Below are 22,994 nucleotides of genomic sequence, written 5' to 3' on the forward strand. Positions count from 1 at the left end.
AATCCGAAGTTGCAGTTTTTCTTCTCTGGAGATTGGCAAATAATAAAAACGGAGACAGAATGATATCCAATCCTGTCTCCATTTTTTCTTATTGATAATTATTTGTCTCAAAAAGGTCAATCAGCTCAATATCTGGATTTTTATCTTTAAACCAGTTTAATGCAAATTCATTTCGGAACAGCACGAGCGGCTGATCATGACGGTCACGTACCAGCAGATTTCCAGAATCAAACAAGGAAGCATCTGCCTGCTCAGGATTTAGCCATCTTGGAATCCGTTCACCAATTGGCTCCATGATTACTTGGGCATTGTACTCATTTTCCATGCGGTAGGTGAAGACCTGATATTGCAATTCTCCGACGGCGCCTAAAATAAAGGAATCTGTTAATTTATCCCGGAACAGCTGAATAGCGCCTTCCTGAACAAGCTGTTCAATCCCTTTACGAAACTGCTTCGATTTCAATGCGTTTTTTGCCATGACCTTTTTGAAGATTTCCGGCGGGAACTGCGGCAGTTCATCAAATTCATATTTTTCTTTGCCGGTCAGCAACGTATCTCCGATTTGGTAGGCATTGGGATCATAAATACCGATAATATCGCCGGCGTATGCTTCTTCAATGGTTTCTCTGGAAGACGCCACCATTTGTTGGGATTGAGCCAGTTTTAATTCTTTCCCGGTCCGTGCTAACGCAACACTCATCCCGCGTGTGAATTTTCCGGAACAAACACGTAGAAAAGCAATTCGATCACGATGGGCAGGATTCATATTGGCTTGGATTTTAAAAATAAATCCAGAGAAGTCTTCTTCTTCCGGTTTTACGGCACCTTTGGTCGACTTACGCGGTGTCGGACTCGGTGCTAAGCGGATAAAGGAATCAAAAAATGTTTGCACGCCGAATGGGGAAAGTGCGCTTCCGAAGAAAACAGGTGTAAGTTCGCCGTTTAAAATGGCTTCTTCAGAATAAGTATTTCCAGCTTCCTCAACAAGCTCCAGTTCATTGACTGCATCTTGGTAGGTTCCATTTTCAGTTAACTCTGGGTGATTTTCTAATTCTTTATAAGGGATATAGCTTTCCTCTGCTCCTGGATGATGCTGTACAAATTGTTCATTTTCCCGGTCAAAAATTCCGAGGAAGCCTTTTCCCATGCCAGCCGGCCAGTTCATTGGATACGTATCGATTTCTAATACCTCTTCTAATTCCTCCAATAAAGCTAATGGCTCTTTTCCTTCCCGGTCTAATTTATTCATAAAAGTAAAGATAGGAATTCCGCGCATCCGGCAAACCTTGAACAGTTTGATGGTCTGTGCTTCAATTCCTTTCGTAGAATCAATAATCATCACAACACTGTCAACAGCGGTTAAAGTCCGGTACGTATCCTCACTGAAATCTTCGTGTCCCGGGGTATCTAAAATATTGATATGAAAACCCTCATATTCAAAGTTCATGACACTGGATGTAACCGAAATACCACGTTGTTTCTCAATTTCCATCCAGTCGGATGTAGCGAATTTGCCGGATTTTTTCCCTTTGACTGTTCCTGCTGAACGGATAAGGTTGCCATATAACAGTAATTTTTCTGTCATTGTTGTCTTCCCGGCATCGGGATGCGAGATAATCGCAAATGTTTTTCTTTTCTGTACTTCTTCTTGAATTGACATAGTGAAATCCTTTCTATCATAGACTGATCCATCTTTTACAGCTTTATACGTGTTTGGTTATAGATCAGAAGCTAATGTTTAAAAATCATCATTTGTTTATTAGATGTTTGCCTATTGTTGCTTTATAATATGCAATAGATATATCATACTACAATTTAACCTCTTTCGTGAAATAGAAATCAGGTAATATAATAAAAAAGTCAATCAGATATTAATTCTGACAGCGTGAATTTAAAATATGTGAAATGAATGAAAAGGTCGTGCAGGAAATGGTATGGGTACCCAAACAAGAAATAAAAGAACGATGCGGAGAGTTGTCTTATAAATATGGAGAACGTCTGTGGAAAAAGGGAAATGTGCAGTTAACCTTTTTGGAACAGCAGCTGATTGGAACGGTCAGAACTACGGATGATTTTCATATTACAGTCACGTATCGAAATAATAAAATAGAGAGCACTGCGTGCAGCTGTCCGAAGCTCGGATCTTATACATTAGATTGTCAGCATATCGCTGCGGTCTTAATCGGTATCCACGAAACAGGAGAGCCGGAAGCTGCCACACCGTCGCTGACAGGAAAGCCGGATAAGGAATTTCGTCAGCGCGGCTATTTTGAGACAAGGCAGGCTATTCCGGTTCATTTTTACCTGCGTATTCCAGCAGAACCGGAACGGGCCGCATTGCAAATGGCTGTTCAAATCGATGGAAAAATTGTCCATGATATTATTGCTTTTTTAGAAGCATTGAAAAGCGGAAGGCATTTTTCAATTGCTGATAATCTATCCTTTGATGCAAGCAAATTTTATTTTGAAGATGATTGCAATCAGATTTTAGAACAGCTTATCCATATCTATGAGGACCAGCAGATGATTGGCAAGCTCTTTGAGGATAAAACAAGCTGGGTTTCGGTCCCGGCTTCAGCTTGGGACCGTATGGAGAAATTACTATCTGCAAGCCCGCTGGTATCCCTTTATATGGAGGCAAATGATTATCATAAGCAGCCATTACATTTTTATGATGCACTGCCTCCGCTTTCTTTTCGTGTCTATCAGTCAGATGCAGATTATTCCATCGCTTTTCGAGAAAGAAAAGCTACATTTTTTTTGCTTGCTTATCAGCTTATTTATCAGAGCGGATCCCTTTACTTATTAACAGAAGAAGAAAAGCAGCTGATTACTTTATGCGAGCAGCTATGGCAAAAGCAAACACAAACCATCGTTGTCAGCAGGGAGCAAATGGTTTCTATCTCAGCACTTTTAGAGCGGATTGGTGAAGTGGAGGATAGGACAGGAATGCTAAAGCATCTTAATACTCCGCTGAAAGCTGGTGTTTATATAGATCGGGTCCATAATCGTCTTCTGGCTGGTGTGGAATTCCAATATGGAGATAAAAAGATAACGCCATTTGAGAAAACAAGTCTGATTCGCCGGGATAAAGAAAAGGAAGCAGAAATTATTGCTTTTCTGGAAAGAAGTGGATTTGCGAATACGGGAGGCAGTTTTATTCTGCAAAATGAACAGCTGGAATATGATTTCTTATATCATCATTTACCAGTATTGTATAAGATGGCCGATGTTTTTGTAACGAATGCCGTTCGTAATCAAATCAGCAAGAAGCGGTTTCAGCCAATTGTACGTGTGAAGCATAAGCGTGACAGAACAAATTGGCTTTCCTTTGCCTTTCAAGTGAAAGGTTTTTGGGAGCAGGAGGTTCGACAGATTCTGGAAGCGATAGAAGAAAAGCGGCCTTACTATCGCTTAAAGGATGGTTCTTTTCTGACATTGGAAACAGAGGAGGTAAAAGAATTAGAAAAATATCTGCTTTCCGTTTCGATGACCCCTTCTGAAATTCTGGAGGAAATTGAGCTGTCGCTGAAGGAGGGTTTGTCATTTGCGCATCGGATGGAGGATAACGGTTATCTGGCTGATGGAGCAGCTGTGAAGGAAATGATTCATGCTATTCAGGTACCGACAAAGGAGAAGTATCCAATCGCAAAAGAAATTAAGCCGATTTTAAAGCCTTATCAGCAGGACGGCGTGCGCTGGATGCTGGCGGTGGCTGAATCTGGTCTGGGCGGCGTGCTGGCAGATGAAATGGGGTTAGGGAAAACCGTGCAGGCTATCGCTTTTTGTATCACGAAATTTCAGCAGCAAAAGAAAAAAGCATCTATTCTGATTGTCTGTCCGACCTCGCTGAGCCATCAGTGGAAGCAGGAATGGGAATTATTTGCCCCGGCTTTTTCCGTTGATATATTGGAAGGTACCGTTAAGGAAAGAAATCAAAAAAAGAAAGCATTTAAAGAACAGGATGTATGGATTGTTTCCTATGGTGTATTGAAAAATGAAATCGATTGGCTGAAGAAGAAGGCTGCTTTCCAGACGATTATTTTTGACGAGGCGCAAACCTTTAAAAATCCTGCGACACAGGTTTTCCGTACAGTAAAGAAATTAACAGCCGATTATCAGTTTGCGTTAACAGGTACGCCATTAGAAAATAAAGTAGAGGATGTATGGGCGATTTTTCATGTTATATTTCCTGAATTGCTCGGCGGCTTGAAGGATTTTTCCTGGCTTACTAATGATCAGGTGCTGAGAAGAGTTCACCCATTTATGCTGCGGAGAGAGAAAAAGGATGTGCTCCAGGACTTGCCGGCCAAAACGGAATATATTGAACGTGTTCCGCTGACGGAAGAACAAAAACAAATCTATATTTCCTATTTATCCAAGTTAAGACATCCGAAATTTAAACATTTGGATCGTGCAACGATTCGTAAAAATCGTATTCGTATCTTAGCGGGACTGACCCGGTTAAGACAAATTTGTTGTGACCCGGCATTATTTGTACGGGATTATCATGGAGAGTCAGCTAAACTTAAGCGGCTGATGGAAATTGTGAAGGATGCCAAACGTTCCGGAAAACGGCTGTTGATTTTTTCTCAATTTACGCAAATGCTGCAGCGAATAGGTGATTTATTAAGGGCAGAGGAAATTTCCTACTTTTATTTGGACGGGCAAACACCTGCTGAGGAACGGATCCAACTTTGCCGCGCTTTTAATCAGGGGAAGAATGATATTTGCCTGATATCGCTGAAAGCTGGCGGTACTGGATTAAATTTAGTGGGTGCTGATACGGTTATTTTATACGATACATGGTGGAACCCGGCAGTAGAAGACCAGGCAATCGATCGTGCACACCGAATCGGACAAACAGATGATGTTACCGTTATTAGGATGCTGGCCGAAGGAACCATTGAAGATAAAATGTTCGAGCTCCAGCAGAAAAAAAGAAATCTGATTGAACAGATGGTACAGACGAAGGACTTATGGAATAATCAGCTGACAGATGAAGACGTAGAGAAACTGCTCCTGGGAACGCTGGAATAAAAGAAATGGCTTAAAAAGAAGAGGTAAGGCCTCTTCTCTTTTAAATTCTTAAAAATATAGTTGGAAAATATAATTAAATGTGATATAAGCAGCTGGCTAGCGTAGTGTATTTCCGTAGCGGCCGCTTACAGCAAATTTATATCTATTATGTTACCCATGGATTTTGGTGAAGTGAAAAAAAGAAAATAAATATATCTAATCAAAATGAAGCTTGACGTTTTGTTAAACAAATGATTATGCTTAAGAAGAGAACGAATAACTTTGCATGAAATCAAGGGAGGCTGCTTATTATGGTGACATCAAAAGAAGTCATGGAACTTACCTCTGCCTATGGTGCAAATAACTACCATCCATTGCCGGTAGTTGTTGCAGAGGCAGAAGGAGTCTGGGTGAAGGATCCTGAAGGAAATAAATACATGGATATGCTAAGTGCATACTCTGCTGTCAATCAGGGACATCGGCACCCAAAGATTATTCAAGCACTGAAAGATCAGGCAGATAAAGTCACACTTACTTCAAGAGCTTTTCATAATGAATTATTAGGGCCTTGGACAGAGCGCCTTGCGAAATTAACCAATAAAGATAAAGTCCTGCCGATGAATACCGGAGCAGAAGCAGTAGAAACAGCGATAAAAGCAGCGCGCAGGTGGGCATATGAAAAAAAGGATGTTGACGCGAATCAAGCGGAGATTATTGCAGCAAAAGGAAATTTCCATGGCAGAACAATGAATGCGATTTCATTATCGAATGATCTGGATGCAACTACAAATTATGGCCCCTTTGTGCCAGGGATATATAAGATAAATTATGGAGATATTCAAGCGTTAAAAGAAACCATCACACCAAATACAGCAGCAATTATTATCGAACCGATTCAAGGAGAAGCAGGTATTCTCATCCCACCGGAAGGCTATTTGCAGGAAGTTCGAAAAATATGTGATGAAGAAAATATATTATTTATTGCCGATGAAGTACAGACTGGTTTTGCCCGCACTGGAAAAATGTTTGCCTGTGAATGGGAAAATGTAGAGCCAGATATTTATGTGATGGGGAAAGCATTAGGCGGAGGTGTGCTCCCTATCTCTGCCATTGCTGCTAATAAAGCGATTATGGATGTTTTTACGCCCGGTTCACATGGCTCAACATTTGGAGGTAATCCATTAGCCTGTGCTGTTTCGATGGCAGCATTGGATGTAATTGAAGAAGAAGAACTGGTTGATAAATCACTTGAACTGGGCGAATACTTTGCAATTGAATTATCTGCTATCAGCCACCCTGATTTGAAGGAGGTCCGGGCTAGAGGATTATTTATCGGTGTAGAATTTACGAAGCCTGTCCGGCCGATTTGTGAAGCATTGAAGGAAAACGGCATTTTGTGTAAAGAAACCCATGAAACCACCATTCGTTTTGCACCGCCGTTAGTGATTACAAAAGAAGAGCTTGACTGGGCACTGGATAAAATAAAGAAAGTGCTCCAGGCGAATTAAATATATTCTTTACGTCCCAATGAATTTTCATTGGGGCTTTTTTTATGGTGTGCCGGCCTTCTCTGAGGCAGTACGTTATTAATTCCCAAACAGTGCCAGTATGGAAATAAATCATTAGGCAAAAGATAAGCTGTGAGGAGGTGAGAAACAGTGAAAACACTACATGCAATTGCAGTTACGTTATTGATTATTGGTGCTATTAACTGGGGACTGATTGGATTTTTTCAATTTGATCTAGTATCCGCAATTTTTGGCGGACAGACGGCTGTTCTTTCTCGAATTATTTATGGACTCGTTGGAATTAGTGCTATTTATTATCTTACCACTTTATTCTCTGGAGTTGGTGAACCTGTTCAGGATTCAGATCATTTGCAGACCGGCTTCCAAACAGAGTTCAGTGAAGAACATGGCATTGAAGAAGAAATTGACGATAAATAATGAAACAAAAATAACCTTTTGAATAAATAAAATACGGCTGCCTTTTCACCCATTACTGTTTTTTTCGCTTTAAAACAGCTTAAAGCGGTAATTGGATAGGGCAGCCGACATTATCAGGAAGTGGGGAAGAACCTCCGGAAATGATGTTTTATTTTATTCGGAAGGTTTTTTTTCCTCTAAATCCTCGATTGTTTCAGCAAATTGCTTTCTTTCTTGCGCGGTAGGCAGGCGGCAGCTTTGTTTTTTCTCAAACCATTTATGCCTGTTGCGTGCCACAAAATCATAGAGAGTATCCCGGATAAAATATGGAAGAAATTTACCAGCTGTCAGCATTCTCCAGGGAAACGATATATATTTTGCCACTTGTAAAGCAGCGTCTGATTTGATAAAAATTTTCTCCCCATCAATCAGCAGTACACTGTCGATGTCATCCGGCACCCGATATTTCCTTCTTATAAATTCTCCTGCCTCACTTTGCAGAGAAATAAAAAGAAATTGATTTTCTTTATCTTTATTTAAAATAAACTGCACGAAGCTGTCGCAAATATGACATTCTCCATCAAATACGATAAGTTTCACTTGCATCACCTCACACAATCCTTCTTTACAAATATCCTACAACTTCACTGTAACATAGAAAAATTGTTTTTATAAAGCATTAACGATAAGTCCTTTCTGTATAAACTCCATAGAGACTGTGATATGATAGCATTTGTATATTTTTTGTGTACTGAAGGAGTAGAAAATTTTGGAAGGGTTTCAGCAGCAATTTATTATTTCTGTATTTATTATTTTACTTGGTTATTTCTTTAAAAGGACAAAAATTTTAAAGGAATCGGATGGACAGACGATAGCCAGAATCGTTTTTAATATTACTTTGCCTGCGTTAGTGCTTGTTACTTTTAATCAAATGGAGATAACGCTGCCGCTTGTTTCTCTTATTGTCATTGCGATTTTATTTGGACTTGTCGCTGCTGCGGCCGGTTTTTTTGTCTTTCGCTCTGCAGATACTGATTTAAAAGGAATGGCAATCATGATGATGCCAGGTGTCAATGTCGGCTTATTTGCCTTTCCTCTTGTAGAAGCTATCTGGGGCAGAGAAGGTATCCAATATTTTGGTATGTTTGATGTAGGTAATGCTGTGATTGTATTCGGATTATGTTTCTTTATTGCCAGTTATTTTGCAAATGGATCATCGAAATTTTATTTGCGGGAAACAGTCAGTCCATTACTGCGGTCTATTCCATTTTTAACCTATATGTTTGTCGTTGCTTTAAACATATTTGATTTTCATTTGCCAACGTTCTTATTGGATACCGCAGAAATTATATCTGGGGCGAATATGCCCTTGTCCTTATTGTTACTGGGTCTTTATTTAAACTTTTCCTTTGAGAAATCATGGTTTCCTCTGATAGGGAAGTATTTAGCTGTGAAGTATGGAACTGGACTGGTTCTCGGTCTCAGCCTCTTTTGGCTGTTTTCAGATTATCCGATGCTTGCAAATACGGTTTTAATCGGTTTTATTCTGCCAACATCCACAACAGCTGTGGTGTATGCAATAAGATACAGATATAACGCAAAAATAGCCGGAACTATAGTGAATATAACGATCATTTTAAGCTTTCTGCTGATTTGGGTGCTTGCAAGCTTTGTGGCATATCATTAGTTTCTTATAATGCTTTTACATCCAATGTCTGAACAAAATCAACAAACGCCCGGACAATATTCATTTGTAAGGTATCTTCCTGATAGTACATCCAGGTTTGTCTCTTTAGAGGCTCACCGGACGCCCCTGTAATTGGTTTAATAAACAGATCGGGGTGGGGGCGGACGACCAGATTAGCGACAATCGCATAGCCGAGTCCATGAACAACCATCTCTTTGCAAGTCTCTACTTGATTGACATGGATGGTAATATTCGGCTGTTCGATGTAATTTTGATGCCACCAGTCATCTAATAGCATACGCATATGCTCATCTGTGTAATAGTCTACTCTTGGAAGCTTGGGGAGTGTATCCCATGCAAAATCCCAAGGAGAGGCAACACAGATTTCCTCCTCATATAACAGCGCTTTCTTTTCCTTCCAAGCATAATTTCCTTTAATAAAGCTGATATGTACATCATGATTTAATAAAAGGCGGTGCATATCACTGCTCCATCCAGTAACAACCTGGCATTCTACCTCCGGATATTTTTCTTTAAACAGCTGCAGCAGCTTCGGCATTTTATTTGCTGCAAAGAAATTAGAAACACCGACCCGTAACGTTCCCTTCACTTCCTCCTGCATGTTGCTGAGTTTTTCCTCCATTTTACGCTGTTCCAGCAGCATTCTTTTTGCGTGCTGTGCCAGTTCTTCCCCTTCTGGAGTAAACATGATGCCTCGCCGCTTCCTTAGAATAAGCGGGACGCCATAATGATTTTCCAGCTTTTGAATTCTTGCAGTTAAGGTTGGCTGAGATAAAAATAATTGATGTGCTGCCAGTGTGATATTTTCTGTTTCGTAAAGGGCGGCAAGCATTTTCCAGTCTTGTAAATTCAAGGCTTCTCCTCCTATTATTAAGATATAGAAAAAATCTATCGTTATTAATTTGAATTATATATTTTTCTAATATTCTATTCAAGGTTATACTGGATATAGGAAAACGTTTTATTGGGGATTTTTATTCAACACATGCTTCTCTATGCTTTGCTACCTGCATAAGTGAACCAATGGCTTGGCAACTATAAGCTCTGTTTATCTCAAAAGAATAAATGATGACGCTTTCAAATTGAAGGAGGAGAAATAATGCGTACAAGTGAAGGTTTTGTTCCTGGTTTAGATGGTGTGATTGCGGCGCGAACAGAAATTTCTTTTTTAGATGTTGATCGGGAAAAAATAGTTATTCGCGGAGAGGATTTAATTGCATTAGCGAAAGATAAAACGTATTTTGATGTCGTCCATTTATTACTGGAAGGATATATTCCAAGCCAGGAGGAAAAGAGCAGTCTGGAAGATAATATTAAAGGGTATTATAGCCTGCCTGAAGATACCTTGCCTGTATTTAATCTGCTGCCAAAGGGCATGCATCCAATGGATGGGATGCGTACGGTTATCTCATTATTAGCCGGATACGATACGGACCTTGAAAACCGTTCGAACAAGGAAAATAAACAGCGGGCCTATGAATTGTTAGGTCAATTGCCTTTTATTACGGTAAACAGCTATTTTGCTACAGAGGGCAAAGCGATTGCCAGCTCGGATGAAAGTCTCGGCTATAGCGCCAATTTCCTCTATATGATTACAGGAAAAAAACCGTCCAATCTGGAGGTGGAAATTTTTGATCAGCTCTTATTACTCTATAGTGAGCATGAGATGCCTAATTCAACCTTTGCCTCCCGTGTGATTGCTTCTACAAACGCTGATATGTACGGCGCGCTGACTGGAGCTATATCTTCCCTAAAAGGACATTTACATGGCGGAGCAAATGAAGCAGTCATGTATATGCTGCAGGAAGTCGATTCTGTAGACGGGTTTGAAGCGCTCATTCGCCATAAGCTTCAAAATAAGGAAAAAATCATGGGGTTTGGGCATCGGGTGTATATGAAGAAAATGGATCCCCGGGCAACAATTACAAAAGAAGCGCTGCGGAAACTATGTGAAAGAGATAATGATGATACGCTTTTAAAGATGTGTGAAGCTGGGGAAGAAATCATGAGGGAAGAGAAGGGGCTATATCCTAACTTAGATTATTATGCAGCTCCGGTTTATTGGAAGCTGGGTATTCCAATACCGCTTTATACACCAATTTTCTTCAGTGCCAGAACAGCAGGGCTTGCGGCACATATTATTGAACAGCATGATAATAATCGGATTTTCAGACCGAGAGTAGAATACACAGGAAAAAGTTATTAGAGGGAGGACATTCAAATGGAATCAGTAAAAACAAATCAGACCGATCAACTTTTAGAAGAAATTGCGGACTATGTATTAAATAAGGAAATTACAAGTGAAGAGGCTTATAAAACAGCGCATCATGTACTGATTGATACGATTGGCTGCGGTATTCTTGCTTTAAATTACCCGGAATGTACGAAGCTGTTAGGACCTATTGTTCCAGGCACTGTAGTTCCAAATGGCGTGAGAGTACCAGGAACACCGCATGTTCTTGATCCTGTGCAGGGAGCATTTAATATCGGGACAATGATACGCTGGCTGGACTATAATGATACTTGGCTTGCAGCGGAGTGGGGGCACCCTTCCGATAACTTGGGAGGCATTTTAGCTGTGGCTGATTATGTGAGTCAGCTGCGGCGGCAAAAAGGAGAAGCTCCCTTAACTGTAGAAGAGGTTTTAGAGATGTCGATTAAAGCACATGAAATACAAGGTATCCTTGCTTTAGAAAACAGCTTGAACCGTGTTGGCCTGGACCATGTCTTATACGTTAAAATTGCAACAACCGCAGTAGTGACTAAAATGCTGGGCGGCGGAAAAGAAGAAATTGTCAATGCATTATCCAATGCCTGGATTGATAATTCCAGCTTGCGGACGTATCGTCATTTTCCGAATACAGGTTCCAGGAAATCGTGGGCAGCAGGAGATGCGACAAGCCGTGCAGTTCGCCTGGCATTAATGGCCATTAAAGGAGAAATGGGCTATCAGACTGCTTTGAGTGCAGAAGGATGGGGTTTTCAAGACGTGCTCTTCAAAGGGAAGGATATCGTATTAAGCAGACCGTTTGAAAGCTATGTCATGGAAAATGTATTGTTCAAGGTATCTTTTCCGGCAGAATTTCATGCGCAGACAGCAGCAGAAGCAGCTGTTCAATTACATCCTGAAGTAGTTGACCGCATGGATGAAATTAAAGAAATTACGATAGCTACACATGAATCAGCTATCCGTATCATCGATAAAAAAGGACCGCTGCATAATCCGGCGGACAGAGACCATTGTCTGCAGTATATTACTGCGGTTGGGTTATTAAAAGGAAATATTGTAGCGGAGGATTATGAGGATGATGCGGCAAAAGACCCGCGTATTGATGAACTTCGTGATAAAATGACGGTAACCGAAAATAAACGTTATACGGAAGAATATTTAGATTCGGAGAAGCGTTCTATTGCAAATGCGGTACAGGTTCATTTTACAGATGGCACTTCCACAGATATGGTGGATTGTGAATATCCTTTAGGTCACCGGTTCCGTCGAGAGGAAGCATTTCCGCAAATAATCAAAAAATACGAAGCGAATGTAGCAACTCAATTTACAGAAAAACAAACCGTGCACATCAAGAAACAAAGTGTTAATTATGATACGATAAAACAGATGCCGATTACAGATTTTATCGAATTATTTTTAGATTAGAAGGGTGAGGAAAAAATGGCTTGGATCGTAGATAGCCCAATACCACAGCATGAATTAGCTGAGAAATTTCGAAAGATGGCAGAAGAGAAGGGGATATTGCAAATACCTGGAGCACATGATGCGATGGCTGGTTTAGTAGCCAAACAGGCTGGATTTCAGTCACTGTATTTATCAGGAGCTGCCTATACAGCAAGCAAGGGATTGCCGGATTTAGGCATCGTTACTTCTACAGAAGTAGCTGAGAGAGCAAAGGAAATCGTAAGCGCAACAAATTTACCGCTGCTGGTAGATATTGATACCGGTTTTGGCGGCGTCTTGAATGTTGTTCGGACAGCAAGAGAAATGGTGGAGGCAAATGTGGCTGCCGTTCAGCTGGAGGATCAGCAGCTTCCCAAAAAATGCGGACATCTAAATGGGAAGAATGTGGTTGCCAAGGAAGAAATGATGCAAAAGATAGCTGCCATTAAAAAGGTAGCACCAGCGCTTTTCGTGGTAGCAAGAACGGATGCCAGAGCGGTAGAAGGGTTAGAAAGCGCTATTGACCGTGCCAAAGGTTATGTTGATGCCGGAGCAGATGCTATTTTTCCAGAAGCATTGCAGAATAATGAAGAATTTCAGGCTGTTGCTAAAGCGATAGATGTACCATTATTAGCAAATATGACAGAGTTTGGGAAAACACCTTATTTAACTGCAAAGGAGTTCGAGGACTTAGGGTATGGCATGGTCATTTATCCGGTAACCTCTTTACGTGTTGCTGCCAAAGCGTATGAGCGTATTTTCGGACTTATCCGGGATGAAGGTACGCAAAAAAATGGCTTAGAGGATATGCAAACGAGAAAAGAGCTGTATGAAACAATTCAATACGATGAATTTGAAGAACTGGACCAAGGCATTGCAAAAACGGTGATTGAGGATTATTTCAAATAGTAAAAGAGGCATTTGCACAATCAGATAACTGATGTGCAAATGCCTCTTTTTTATTGTTTACCGCATTTTATCGCAGTGTCACTGGCTGGGACTGGGGCTGGGACTGCGATTACTCGTCCCGCCGAAGCACTTTTGTAAGACTCCCACTTCAAGAAATGAAGGAAAATGCTTATTTCTAAGTGAGAGATCCAACAGCCAGTAACGGTCCGATTCGTTCAACTAACAGCTCTTTACGATGAGGGGAGTAATCGCAACCCCAATCAGTGGGGGATGAAAAGAACCCCCCCGCTGATTGAAGTTTCATTTTATCCCAAAGCAACATCCAGCACCATCATAAGTGCAAAGCCAATCATCAGGCTGATTGTCGCTAAATCTCGATTGCCATTTTCTTGAGAGCTGGGGATAACCTCTTCGGCAACAACGAAGATCATCGCACCGGCAGCAAAGCTGAGGGCGTATGGAAGTAACGGCTCAATATGAGCAACTGCCAACGCACCGATAACCGCTGCAATCGGCTCGACGAAACCAGAAAACTGCCCATACATAAAACTTTTCATCCGTGACATCCCCTGCCCGCGTAATGGCATGGCAACAGCAACACCTTCGGGAAAGTTTTGAATTCCTATTCCGATGGCTAATGTAATTGCTCCAGCCAAGGCAGCTTCTGTACTATGATTAGCCAATGCACCAAAGGCAATTCCAACCGCCAGTCCTTCTGGAATATTATGAATCGTGATAGCGAGCACAAGCAAGGTGCTGCGTTTTCTTTTATCAGCTGCAAGCCCCTCAGCCTGTTTTTTTTCTGCGTTAGGGTGAAGGTGGGGGAGGATTTTATCAATAATCCATAAAAATCCGCCTCCCAATAAGAAACCGACTAACGCAGGGAACCAGGGACCAACAGCATTATCTGTCGATGCTTCAATAGATGGTCCGAGCAATGACCAGTAGCTGGCTGCTATCATAACCCCTCCGGCAAAGCCTAACATACTATCTAACAGTTTTTGATGTACTGTTTTCGTTGCAAAAACAATCGCCGCCCCGAGTGCAGTCATTCCCCATGTGAAAATGGTTGCTGTCAATGCCTGCATGACAGGGCTAAGATTTTGGAAAAACTCTAACATTATATATCCCTTCTTTTTTTCAATCAATTATAATTTAATATATGCCAACTTAATCACTTTATCATTAAAATAAGAAAAGATGAAATAATTTTCACTTTTTAAGAGGAAAATAATCAACTGAAAAAATGTGTCTCCCCTTTGTTATTGGTTTTACTTAATTATTCCACACCTTAAATGCATTTCATAAGTATAATAAGATTTAGAAAATGAAAGAAAGATAAGGTTGGTGAGATAAAGATGTATGTCATTAGTCTGTTAGGAATGAGCAAAGTAATCCAAGCACCCATATATAAAATTTGGGAATGGCTGGATGCTTTTAAAGGATATATACCAACAAAAACAATGGATCAAATAACGTATTTTGAAATTGAGGCAATAGATGTGTTGATATTTATAAAAGAGAAATTAGAAGAAGAATATGATTTAATGGAGATTAGAGAACTGCTAGGTAAAAAAAGCTTTGCATAATGTCGTTCAAAAAAGAAGGGAAAGCATTTGATTCCAAGAAAAAAATAGAGGAAAGAAAATCAGAGGCTTCCTCATCATTTTCTTTCCCCTATACCATTAAGCGTTATTGAAAATCCAATATCGTTTCGAAAAACATCACGGAAATCATCGCATAGATATCAACAATAGGCTCACCTGTTAAAAGGGGAGTATTGAACATATCGGCAGTGAAATCTGTATTTTCCCCAAAAATATCATCTTCCTCCCATAGATCATCATCTTCCCATCCATCGGCTTCGGATGCGGAGCTATCTTCCGTTGCATAGTATGCTGCTGCGTATTCAACGTCCAAAAGAGAAGTATAATTATTGATGCTGTCCTCATAGGAATTGAAAAGCTCTTCTAATTCTTCAATTGAGTTCAAATCATGCTCTGAAGCAAGAGCTTCTAGATGTTCGTCGGTAATTTCTTCTTCCTCGAAGGAGCTAAAAGAATCCTCTGATTCGCCCAAGTCTTCATTCAAAAGGAATTCTATTAAAATATCAGTGGTTTCCATAAATACAAATACAGCGCTATCTGTAATTTCCTCATCCTCTAAAAGTAATCCTTCTTCACGAAGCATCTCCTCTAATTCTTCGTAAGTCAAATCATACTTTTCGATAAGTTCATCCATTCCTTCTTCGGTAACGGGTGTACCAAGCTCAGAAACATCGTCAAAATCAGCTAACCCCAAATAAAAATCTGCCAGATAGTCTTCATAATCCTCCACTTCCCATCCAATGGATTCAATAAATTCTTCCACTTCAGGATCATCTGCTTCCAATGCAAAAGCGTGGGAAGGTAAAAGACCAATCATAAGTATCAGTGCAAAACAAATAGATAATAATTTCTTTCTCATCTTCATACCTCCTATGTATATCGTATGACTTTTGAAACATCATCTTTAAGTATAAAGTGTTTTCAGATGAAATTCCATGAATATAGGATTGTCTTCAGGAAAATAAATCAAAAGTCACGGGTCAAGGGAGAAATCGCTTGTTCAATAAATTGACACAAACTTATTGACAAATTATTGAACGAAAGGCATAATATAATTAAAGGAGATGAGATAGATGAAAATCAATAAAAAATTATTAAAAGGCTTGTCTCTAGTTTGTGGGACATTAATTACAATTGGTGCGATTATGTTTATATACGGTTATATTGTAAGCGCTACACCTATTGTGACAGCAATAGGCATAGGCTTGGCAGAAGGGGCGACATTTATTTTTATTATGGGATTGTTCCTTGTTGCTGTAGAAGAGAATTTTCATGGGAAGAAGCATAAACAACAACAATCATAGGTAATGAAAAGAGAAAAAAGCTCAAGCAGTTCATAAACTGCTTGAGCTTTTTAGATGCTTTAAATCATATATCCCCATATCATTGCAAGCAATGAACCAAGGATGGTTAAGATAGCAACTGCTACACCATAAATTGTGTGAAGATAAATACCGCCTTTATCTTCACTTTCTCCGGCGTGCATAAATACAACGAGCTGTACTCCTGCTTGAATAAATGCTGTAACAATCAGAATGGTTAATCCCATTGCAAAAGACATATCAAAGAAATAGACACTTAATGCAACAACAGTCAGGAGTAGTGAAAAGATATATCCGTTAACCTGTTTTAGTGGAAAAAGTTCTTTCATGTTACATCATTCCCTTCAAGTAAATAAAGCTGAAAATAAAGATCCACATAACGTCTAGGAAGTGCCAGTAAAGAGAGAAAATAAATGATTTATTCGCTGTCCGCGCATTTAAACCGCCGCGCAGAACTTGAACAATAATCATAATTCCCCAGAACAGCCCGAAGGTTACGTGAGCTCCATGTGTTCCGAGCGTTGTTAATAGGGTAGCAGTAAAACCGCTTGTCTGCAATGTTGCTCCAATATGGTAAAAATGAATAAATTCATATATTTCTACGCTAAGGAATCCTGCACCTAACAGGAGCGTAACTACCATAAAGCCAATCATTGCCTTCACACGACCAATACGCATCGCATGAACTGCTAATCCAATTGTAAAACTACTTGTCAGTAAAAGGAATGTCTCAATCAAAACCGGCGGTAATTCAAAAATCTCTGCGCCAGCCGGACCGCTGCCAACGCCACGGTCTACATAAACAAAATATGATGTAAACAGCGTGGCAAACAGCATAATTTCCGCACTTAGGAAAATCCAGAATCCCAAAATATTCATTTTATTGGTTTCGGTGCTATATTCAAGAGGCAGATTTTGAGAATCAAGTTTCATTATTTAGCACCTCCGAATTTGTTTTCTGTTTCTTCAATTTCTTCTTTATGAATATGATGTCCGTCGTCTTTTTCAAATGAACGGTAAATCAGACAGCCGATAATTCCAAGGAAGGCGATAATGACTCCAACCCATACATGGAAGACAAAGAAAAAGCCAAATACAAAGAAGAAACCTGCAAGAATAATCGACCAGCCGCTGTTATTCGGCATATGAATGTCTTTAATTTCCCCTTTAAATAAGTCATGTCCATTCTTTTTATAATCCCAGAACGCTTCTTCAGAATCCACATTTGGTGTGATAGCGAAGTTGTATTCTGGAACCGGATTATGCGTAGCCCATTCAAGAGAACGTGCATTCCAAGGATCGTCACCGACATTTCTTGGTGCATAACGGAAGCTGTAATAAACGTTATAAACAATTATTACAAACCCGACTGCTAACAGCAGCGCTCCAAAGAAGGATACCATGCTTAAAGGTCCGAAGCCGGATGCTTCTGAATAAGTGTACATTCTGCGTGCCTGTCCGTTTAACCCGGTAATATACATCGGGAAGAAGGATAAACAGAAGCCAATAACAATATTCCAGAATGCCCATTTGCCAATACGCTCATTCAGCATGAAACCGAACATTTTTGGCCAGTAATAAATGAGGCCTGCAATCATCGCAAATACCACACCAGGGATGATTACGTTATGGAAGTGAGCTACTAAGAACATCGTGTTGTGATATTGATAGTCTGCACTTGCCATTGCAAGCATGACACCAGTTACTCCGCCAATTGTAAACAGCGGAATAAATGCCACGGAATACATCATTGGGGTCGTAAATCGTATTTTACCTCGCCACATCGTCAGAAGCCAGTTGAATATCTTAATTCCCGTCGGTACGGCGATTGCCATGGTTGTAATCGAGAAGATACTGTTGGCAACAGCTCCTTGTCCCATCGTAAAGAAGTGATGGACCCATACCATAAAGGATAGCAAGGAAATAATAACCATGGACGCAACCATTGATTTATAGCCATATAAATTACGCTGTGAGAACGTAGCGATAATTTGAGAGTAAATCCCGAATGCAGGAAGTACCAGAATATATACCTCAGGATGTCCCCAGACCCAGAACAGGTTCGCCCACATCATATCCATACCGCCGTCTCCAGTTGTAAAGAAGTTGGTAAAGAATTGACGGTCTAACGTTCCCATTAATAAAGCAATGGTCAGTACAGGGAATGCAAACACAATAATAAGGTTTGTGATTAATGCAGACCAGGTAAACATCGGCATTTTCATCAATTTCATGCCAGGCGCACGCATTTTCATGATCGTAGCAATAAAGTTAATCCCTGTCATCAATGTTCCGATACCGGAAATTTGCAGTGCCCAGTTATAGTAGTTTACCCCAACATGTTCACTGAATTCTGTTCCTGCCAGCGGATAATAGTTTGTCCATCCGGCATCCGGTGAACCTCCGACAACAAAGGAAACGTTAAACAGCATTGCTCCGGCAAAATATAACCAGAAGCTGAGCGCGTTCAAGCGCGGAAAGGCAACGTCTCTTGCCCCAATTTGCAGTGGGACAACGAAGTTCATCATACCGATAATAAATGCCATTGCCATGAAGAAAATCATAACAACACCGTGTGTCGTGAAAACCTCGTTATAGTGCTGTGCGTCTAAGAAGCTGTTATCTGGAACAGCTGTCTGCAGACGCATCATCACAGCATCTGCTCCACCTCTGAAAAGCATAAGCAATGCTGAAATGATATACATAATACCAATTCGTTTGTGATCAACCGTTGTTAACCAATTATTCCAAAGATATCCCCATTTTTTGAAATAGGTAACACCAAAAACAATCGCAATACTTACAAGTCCAATCGCAACGATGGATGCATAAAGCATTGGATCATCATGGGGCGGAATAGAAAATCTATCTAAAAAATCCATTATGTCGAAACTCCTTTCTAGAGCTCAGAAATTTTCAGGCGCCTCAAATTTGAGTGCTGTTGTAAAGCTGATTAATGATGATGGTGTCCGCCATCTTCATCTGAATCAGATGGTCCATGATTATGCGGACTGTTCTCTCCCTCAGGTGCAGGTTTAAATTCCTGATGTGTACCAGTGAAAGTCATTTGTCCTAAATGTCCAGGCTCTAATAATTCTTCAAATTCTTCTTCGGTCAGCGGATCCGCAGTATTATGAATATCTTCTACCCAGGAATCGAATTCACTTGGAGGCATTGCTGTAACAGCAAATTCATTTTCTGCAAAACCTTCTCCGTTAAAGTTAGAGTTTCTTCCCATATATTCCCCAGGCTCATCTGCAACAACGTTCAGATAGTTTGTCATATCTGCCATCGCATATTTCTGTCCTGCCAATTGAGGAATCCAGAAACTTGAAATCGTTCCATGAGAATATAAACGGAATTCAACGTTTTGATTTGTTGGGATGAAAACATAATTCACTGTTTCAATGTCCTGTTCCGGATAACTGAAATGCCATTTCCAGTTAGAAGAGGATGCATAGATAACGAGCGGCTCGTCTTCAGCATAGCCTTCTGGAGGGCTCTCCACTTGATGTGTCGAAATGGTAGAAACCACGGATAAAAAGGCAACAATTAAAATTGGAACAGCGACAATAATTCCTTCTACATATTTATTACCCTCAATATGAGGCGGCTCGTAGTCAGGATCTTGTTTTGACGCTCTATATTTAAATAAAATAACTGTCAGCATTACTAAGACAACAATTACAATGAATGACATTGTAAAAATCGATATCCAAATCACAGTTGCAGTTGTATCTGCTTGAGGACCTTTTGGATCAAGTACAAGTAATGGTTCACAGCCTGCCAGAAAAGCAGCAATGCCTGTTAATAAGGCTAAGTAGGTCCACTTTAACTTCATGTTGATACCCCTTCCTTTGATGTTTAATAAGATGGATTACTATGATTAAAAGGTTGTTCACAAAATGAACACACAATTAACTTAGCATTGGTTTATAGCAGAGATAATATTAATACTGATGTAAGGAAATTACAAGAGATTGAAAAACACTTCACAAAATGTTCATGAAAACTTCTACATCTTTTTGAATTTTGTCGGTAAATGTCGAAAAAGGCTTGACAATATTAATAAATGGTAGTAATAGGGCTTTTAACATTAAATTGAAACTTCCTTTAGTGAGGGGTTTTCGACGCACAAAGGTTCCTCGATGGGGGAGTAACCGCAACCCCAGTTCCGGAGTTATACTGCGATAAACTGATTTATGCCGGTATATATCTGAAAATAAATTTAAGAAGGGCTTCTGAATAAGATTATGAGTTATTTTTTGATATTATAAGAGGAAAATGTAAATCAAATAAGTGTAAAGTGGAATATGCTATAATGAAACGAAGGGGGAGCCAGCATGGATCCATTAGATATATTGATAGATTTAGAACAATTACTTCCTTATTATAAACCGATTGTCCGGGCTGATAAGCAGCTGGTAAGCGGTTATGAAGTAATTGCTTACTACTTAGATGAAAATAATAAAGAGCAGCGTTTAGATTGGCTCTTCGATGATACCTCCATTCCAGATGAATTCCGGCTGGAGGTAAACCAGTATATCCATCAAAAAGCAATTGAGAAAAAATTACAAGAACATTTTACAGGACACCTTACTTTATACTATGATGCAGAATTATTGGTACGTGATAATGGAGAAGTATTTATTGATTTATTGCATGAGTATCAAGAAAAAGGATTAAATCTGAATGAAATCATTCTCGAAATCAAGGATACCTGTCTGCCAATTAATACAGATCAGCTAGGTCATATCATTAAATACTTAAAGACACTGGGAGTAAAAATCAGCATTGAATTAGCTGACCCAAATGGCAGTCTGAATCAACTAGCCGTCTTGCATCCTTCCTTTATTAAAGTAGATACATCGTTTTTAAAGGATGATCTGCTCCCGCATCTGTATAAGGATGTTTATTTTGGCGTGTCGATGTTATCGAGAAAAATAGGTGCTTCTTTGTTATTTAAAGGCATCCGTTCTTATAAACAATTGAATTTTGCATGGCAAAGCGGCGGTGAATATTATCAGGGCAGCTATCTGACTTATCCGCAGCAGGATTTTATTGAGGAAGATGCATGTAAAAATAAATTAACGGAGTATTTTAGAGAATTTGTAACCTATGAACAAAAGAAAGCGAAGGCACAATTTGAATTATTAGATTCCGTTTATGCAATAATTGACCGTCTTCTTTCCCAGACAAAACAAACAAACGACGACAGCTGGCTACTGAAGCTTGCTGAGGGCTGTGAAGATTTTGTATTTCGTATCTATGTTTGCAACAGCGTCGGCCTGCAAATCTCGGCGAACGTGGAAAAAGATATGCAGGGGAGCTGGACCTTGATTGAGGAAGGGATGCATAAAAACTGGAGCTGGCGTCCATACTTTTTCGAGAATATAATGCGGATGAATATTGAGAAAAAAGGAATTTTATCGGATTTATACACAGATATCGAGCGTTCCGAGCTGATACGAACGTACGCTTATCCGCTGTCTCAGGAACGATATATATTTTTTGATATTCCATACAGTTATTTGCTAGAAAAAGAAGGCTTACTATAAGAGAATAGTAATGAAAGGGGAATGAGTACCTTTCAAAGCTTGATTTGTCCGTTTTTTCGTCTTTGATGAATTTCCGGATAGAAGGAGGTTTTTAAATGAAATTGATTCATACAGCAGATTGGCATCTGGGTAAGCTGGTTCAAGGCGTTTATATGACTGAAGACCAGGCCTGCATCCTGGATCAGTTTGTTGAAGCGGTGGAAAAAGAAAGTCCGCACGCTGTTATTATTGCAGGAGATTTATATGATCGTGCGGTACCTCCTGTAGAAGCAGTTGATTTATTAGATAAAACATTAGACCGGATTGTTAATCAATTAGGAATTCCCGTCATAGCGATTGCCGGTAACCATGACAGTCCGGGCAGACTTCATTTTGGCAGCCGCTTAATGAAGGAAAAAGGTTATCATATCATTGGCCAGCTTTCGGAAAGCATACAGCCTGTTGTTCTTTCAGATGAATTTGGGGAGGTGCATTTTCATCTTATTCCGTATGCAGATCCAAGTGTGGTCAAAGCCTTATTTCAAGAAAAAGATATTCGTAATCATCAGGATGCCAATGCTTTTCTTGTTAAGCAGATAAAGGAAAACATGGACGAGGCAGCACGCCATGTTTATGTTGGACATGCTTTTGTAACTCCTTTTGGCGAGACGGAAGAAAATACGAGTGATTCAGAACGCCCGCTGTCTATTGGCGGAGCAGAGCATGTCGATGCACATTTATTTACAGATTTTCATTACACAGCGTTAGGGCACCTCCATCAGGCACATCATGTGCTGGATGAAAAAATTCGCTACTCCGGCTCCATCCTAAAGTATTCCTTATCGGAAGAACATCATCAAAAAGGGTATTTAGTAGTTGAACTGGGTGAAGAAGGAAACGTCCAGGTTGAGAAAAAAAGGCTTATCCCCAAACGTGAAATACGTTCTATCAAAATGAAAATGGAGGATATTTATAGGGAGCCTCGAAGCGAAGATTATGTATTTGTCCAGCTGCTTGACGAGCTTCCTGTTTTATCGCCGATGGAAAAGGTACGTTCTATTTTTCCGAATGCCATGCATGTGGAGAGAGTAAGAACTACGTCAGGAGTCACGCAACAAAAAGAAAATCAGGCCCCCAAGACGAGCTTAAGTGAAATGGAATTATTTGATGCCTTTTATCAGGAAGTAACGGAAAAGGAAGCTTCCGAAGAAATGAACGAGATAATGAAGGAGTTATTTCAAGAAATTCAGGATGCAGATAACGAACGGAAAGCATCTAAATAAGAAGCAGGTGA

General features: G+C 40.0%; 20 protein-coding genes. 11 read left to right on the plus strand and 9 right to left on the minus strand.

Going from position 1 to position 22,994, the window contains the following annotated elements; all coding sequences use genetic code 11:
• Positions 1-88: 88 nt before the first annotated feature.
• Positions 89-1,660 carry a peptide chain release factor 3 gene (locus ACZSMY_RS00080; protein ID WP_212929542.1) on the minus strand — a complete coding sequence of 524 codons (1,572 nt, stop codon included), beginning with the start codon at positions 1,658-1,660 and terminating at the stop codon, positions 89-91.
• A gap of 269 nt (positions 1,661-1,929) precedes the next feature.
• Between ACZSMY_RS00080 and ACZSMY_RS00085 the strand changes: the two genes are divergently transcribed.
• From ACZSMY_RS00085 to ACZSMY_RS00095, 3 genes are all read left to right on the plus strand, one after another.
• The gene (locus ACZSMY_RS00085; protein WP_332093810.1) at positions 1,930-5,040 is read left to right on the plus strand and encodes a DEAD/DEAH box helicase; all 3,111 of its coding nucleotides are present in this window, start codon (positions 1,930-1,932) and stop codon (positions 5,038-5,040) included.
• 290 nt (positions 5,041-5,330) lie between these two features.
• Positions 5,331-6,527, plus strand: a complete 1,197-nt coding sequence (locus tag ACZSMY_RS00090) for an ornithine--oxo-acid transaminase (protein ID WP_332093809.1) — start codon at positions 5,331-5,333, stop codon at positions 6,525-6,527.
• Between the two features lie 150 nt (positions 6,528-6,677).
• Positions 6,678-6,965, plus strand: a complete 288-nt coding sequence (locus tag ACZSMY_RS00095; RefSeq protein ID WP_042535564.1) for a DUF378 domain-containing protein — start codon at positions 6,678-6,680, stop codon at positions 6,963-6,965.
• A gap of 153 nt (positions 6,966-7,118) precedes the next feature.
• Here ACZSMY_RS00095 and ACZSMY_RS00100 read toward each other — a convergent pair whose 3' ends face one another.
• Complete coding sequence (locus tag ACZSMY_RS00100) at positions 7,119-7,550, minus strand: thiol-disulfide oxidoreductase DCC family protein (RefSeq protein ID WP_042536366.1); 432 nt, start codon at positions 7,548-7,550, stop codon at positions 7,119-7,121.
• Between the two features lie 163 nt (positions 7,551-7,713).
• On the opposite strand from ACZSMY_RS00100, the gene ACZSMY_RS00105 reads away from it, so the two are divergent.
• The gene (locus ACZSMY_RS00105) at positions 7,714-8,631 is read left to right on the plus strand and encodes an AEC family transporter (protein ID WP_042535562.1); all 918 of its coding nucleotides are present in this window, start codon (positions 7,714-7,716) and stop codon (positions 8,629-8,631) included.
• A 4-nt stretch (positions 8,632-8,635) separates the two neighbouring features.
• Here ACZSMY_RS00105 and ACZSMY_RS00110 read toward each other — a convergent pair whose 3' ends face one another.
• Positions 8,636-9,505 (minus strand): LysR family transcriptional regulator, encoded by an 870-nt coding sequence (locus tag ACZSMY_RS00110; protein WP_332093808.1) that lies wholly within the window; start codon positions 9,503-9,505, stop codon positions 8,636-8,638.
• A 246-nt stretch (positions 9,506-9,751) separates the two neighbouring features.
• Here ACZSMY_RS00110 and mmgD point away from each other — a divergent pair, with 246 nt between their 5' ends.
• The 3 genes from mmgD to prpB are packed head-to-tail and all read left to right on the plus strand — an operon-like array spanning position 9,752 to position 13,234.
• A complete protein-coding gene (mmgD, locus tag ACZSMY_RS00115) occupies positions 9,752-10,858 on the plus strand; it encodes a citrate synthase (RefSeq protein ID WP_042535558.1) in 1,107 nt (368 codons plus the stop codon).
• A 15-nt stretch (positions 10,859-10,873) separates the two neighbouring features.
• A complete protein-coding gene (locus ACZSMY_RS00120; protein ID WP_465147380.1) occupies positions 10,874-12,307 on the plus strand; it encodes a bifunctional 2-methylcitrate dehydratase/aconitate hydratase in 1,434 nt (477 codons plus the stop codon).
• Positions 12,308-12,322: 15 nt separating this feature from the next.
• Positions 12,323-13,234, plus strand: a complete 912-nt coding sequence (gene prpB, locus ACZSMY_RS00125) for a methylisocitrate lyase (RefSeq protein ID WP_042535554.1) — start codon at positions 12,323-12,325, stop codon at positions 13,232-13,234.
• A 305-nt stretch (positions 13,235-13,539) separates the two neighbouring features.
• Here the strand turns inward: prpB and ACZSMY_RS00130 are convergent, their stop codons facing one another.
• The gene (locus ACZSMY_RS00130) at positions 13,540-14,355 is read right to left on the minus strand and encodes a ZIP family metal transporter (RefSeq protein ID WP_042535551.1); all 816 of its coding nucleotides are present in this window, start codon (positions 14,353-14,355) and stop codon (positions 13,540-13,542) included.
• A gap of 237 nt (positions 14,356-14,592) precedes the next feature.
• Here ACZSMY_RS00130 and ACZSMY_RS00135 point away from each other — a divergent pair, with 237 nt between their 5' ends.
• Complete coding sequence (locus ACZSMY_RS00135) at positions 14,593-14,823, plus strand: hypothetical protein (RefSeq protein ID WP_042535550.1); 231 nt, start codon at positions 14,593-14,595, stop codon at positions 14,821-14,823.
• Positions 14,824-14,926: 103 nt separating this feature from the next.
• Here the strand turns inward: ACZSMY_RS00135 and ACZSMY_RS00140 are convergent, their stop codons facing one another.
• The gene (locus ACZSMY_RS00140) at positions 14,927-15,700 is read right to left on the minus strand and encodes a processed acidic surface protein (RefSeq protein ID WP_465147381.1); all 774 of its coding nucleotides are present in this window, start codon (positions 15,698-15,700) and stop codon (positions 14,927-14,929) included.
• Positions 15,701-15,914: 214 nt separating this feature from the next.
• Between ACZSMY_RS00140 and ACZSMY_RS00145 the strand changes: the two genes are divergently transcribed.
• Positions 15,915-16,145: a hypothetical protein gene (locus tag ACZSMY_RS00145; protein ID WP_193064354.1), complete on the plus strand. Its 231-nt coding sequence runs from the start codon at positions 15,915-15,917 to the stop codon at positions 16,143-16,145.
• Positions 16,146-16,204: 59 nt separating this feature from the next.
• Here ACZSMY_RS00145 and qoxD read toward each other — a convergent pair whose 3' ends face one another.
• The 4 genes from qoxD to qoxA all read right to left on the minus strand — a co-directional run bounded on the left by qoxD (position 16,205) and on the right by qoxA (position 20,004).
• On the minus strand, positions 16,205-16,492 hold the full coding sequence (gene qoxD, locus ACZSMY_RS00150) for a cytochrome aa3 quinol oxidase subunit IV (protein WP_042535546.1): 288 nt from the start codon (positions 16,490-16,492) through the stop codon (positions 16,205-16,207).
• A gap of 1 nt (position 16,493) precedes the next feature.
• The gene (gene qoxC / locus ACZSMY_RS00155; protein WP_042535544.1) at positions 16,494-17,096 is read right to left on the minus strand and encodes a cytochrome aa3 quinol oxidase subunit III; all 603 of its coding nucleotides are present in this window, start codon (positions 17,094-17,096) and stop codon (positions 16,494-16,496) included.
• Positions 17,096-19,045 carry a cytochrome aa3 quinol oxidase subunit I gene (qoxB, locus tag ACZSMY_RS00160; RefSeq protein ID WP_042535541.1) on the minus strand — a complete coding sequence of 650 codons (1,950 nt, stop codon included), beginning with the start codon at positions 19,043-19,045 and terminating at the stop codon, positions 17,096-17,098. Before qoxB ends, qoxC begins: the two co-directional genes overlap by 1 nt.
• A gap of 71 nt (positions 19,046-19,116) precedes the next feature.
• A complete protein-coding gene (gene qoxA / locus ACZSMY_RS00165; RefSeq protein ID WP_465147382.1) occupies positions 19,117-20,004 on the minus strand; it encodes a cytochrome aa3 quinol oxidase subunit II in 888 nt (295 codons plus the stop codon).
• 502 nt (positions 20,005-20,506) lie between these two features.
• On the opposite strand from qoxA, the gene ACZSMY_RS00170 reads away from it, so the two are divergent.
• Together ACZSMY_RS00170 and ACZSMY_RS00175 are read left to right on the plus strand one after the other, a co-directional pair.
• Positions 20,507-21,721, plus strand: coding sequence for an EAL domain-containing protein (locus ACZSMY_RS00170; RefSeq protein ID WP_042535537.1), 1,215 nt, complete (start codon positions 20,507-20,509; stop codon positions 21,719-21,721).
• A gap of 95 nt (positions 21,722-21,816) precedes the next feature.
• Positions 21,817-22,983, plus strand: coding sequence for an exonuclease SbcCD subunit D (locus ACZSMY_RS00175; protein ID WP_193064353.1), 1,167 nt, complete (start codon positions 21,817-21,819; stop codon positions 22,981-22,983).
• Positions 22,984-22,994: the final 11 nt, after the last annotated feature.

The sequence above is a fragment of the Oceanobacillus sp. B139/18 genome (assembly GCF_055524595.1).

Bases quoted from the DNA above. Each gene is read 5' to 3' on its own strand.
- qoxA (WP_465147382.1), bottom strand. From the start codon at position 20,004: ATGAAGTTAAAGTGGACCTACTTAGCCTTATTAACAGGCATTGCTGCT.
- ACZSMY_RS00135 (WP_042535550.1), top strand. From the start codon at position 14,593: ATGTATGTCATTAGTCTGTTAGGAATGAGCAAAGTAATCCAAGCACCC.
- prpB (WP_042535554.1), top strand. From the start codon at position 12,323: ATGGCTTGGATCGTAGATAGCCCAATACCACAGCATGAATTAGCTGAG.
- ACZSMY_RS00085 (WP_332093810.1), top strand. From the start codon at position 1,930: ATGGTATGGGTACCCAAACAAGAAATAAAAGAACGATGCGGAGAGTTG.
- ACZSMY_RS00140 (WP_465147381.1), bottom strand. From the start codon at position 15,700: ATGAGAAAGAAATTATTATCTATTTGTTTTGCACTGATACTTATGATT.
- ACZSMY_RS00090 (WP_332093809.1), top strand. From the start codon at position 5,331: ATGGTGACATCAAAAGAAGTCATGGAACTTACCTCTGCCTATGGTGCA.
- ACZSMY_RS00080 (WP_212929542.1), bottom strand. From the start codon at position 1,660: ATGTCAATTCAAGAAGAAGTACAGAAAAGAAAAACATTTGCGATTATC.
- ACZSMY_RS00175 (WP_193064353.1), top strand. From the start codon at position 21,817: ATGAAATTGATTCATACAGCAGATTGGCATCTGGGTAAGCTGGTTCAA.
- qoxD (WP_042535546.1), bottom strand. From the start codon at position 16,492: ATGAAAGAACTTTTTCCACTAAAACAGGTTAACGGATATATCTTTTCA.
- ACZSMY_RS00170 (WP_042535537.1), top strand. From the start codon at position 20,507: ATGGATCCATTAGATATATTGATAGATTTAGAACAATTACTTCCTTAT.
- ACZSMY_RS00100 (WP_042536366.1), bottom strand. From the start codon at position 7,550: ATGCAAGTGAAACTTATCGTATTTGATGGAGAATGTCATATTTGCGAC.
- ACZSMY_RS00120 (WP_465147380.1), top strand. From the start codon at position 10,874: ATGGAATCAGTAAAAACAAATCAGACCGATCAACTTTTAGAAGAAATT.
- qoxB (WP_042535541.1), bottom strand. From the start codon at position 19,045: ATGGATTTTTTAGATAGATTTTCTATTCCGCCCCATGATGATCCAATG.
- ACZSMY_RS00130 (WP_042535551.1), bottom strand. From the start codon at position 14,355: ATGTTAGAGTTTTTCCAAAATCTTAGCCCTGTCATGCAGGCATTGACA.
- mmgD (WP_042535558.1), top strand. From the start codon at position 9,752: ATGCGTACAAGTGAAGGTTTTGTTCCTGGTTTAGATGGTGTGATTGCG.
- ACZSMY_RS00145 (WP_193064354.1), top strand. From the start codon at position 15,915: ATGAAAATCAATAAAAAATTATTAAAAGGCTTGTCTCTAGTTTGTGGG.
- qoxC (WP_042535544.1), bottom strand. From the start codon at position 17,096: ATGAAACTTGATTCTCAAAATCTGCCTCTTGAATATAGCACCGAAACC.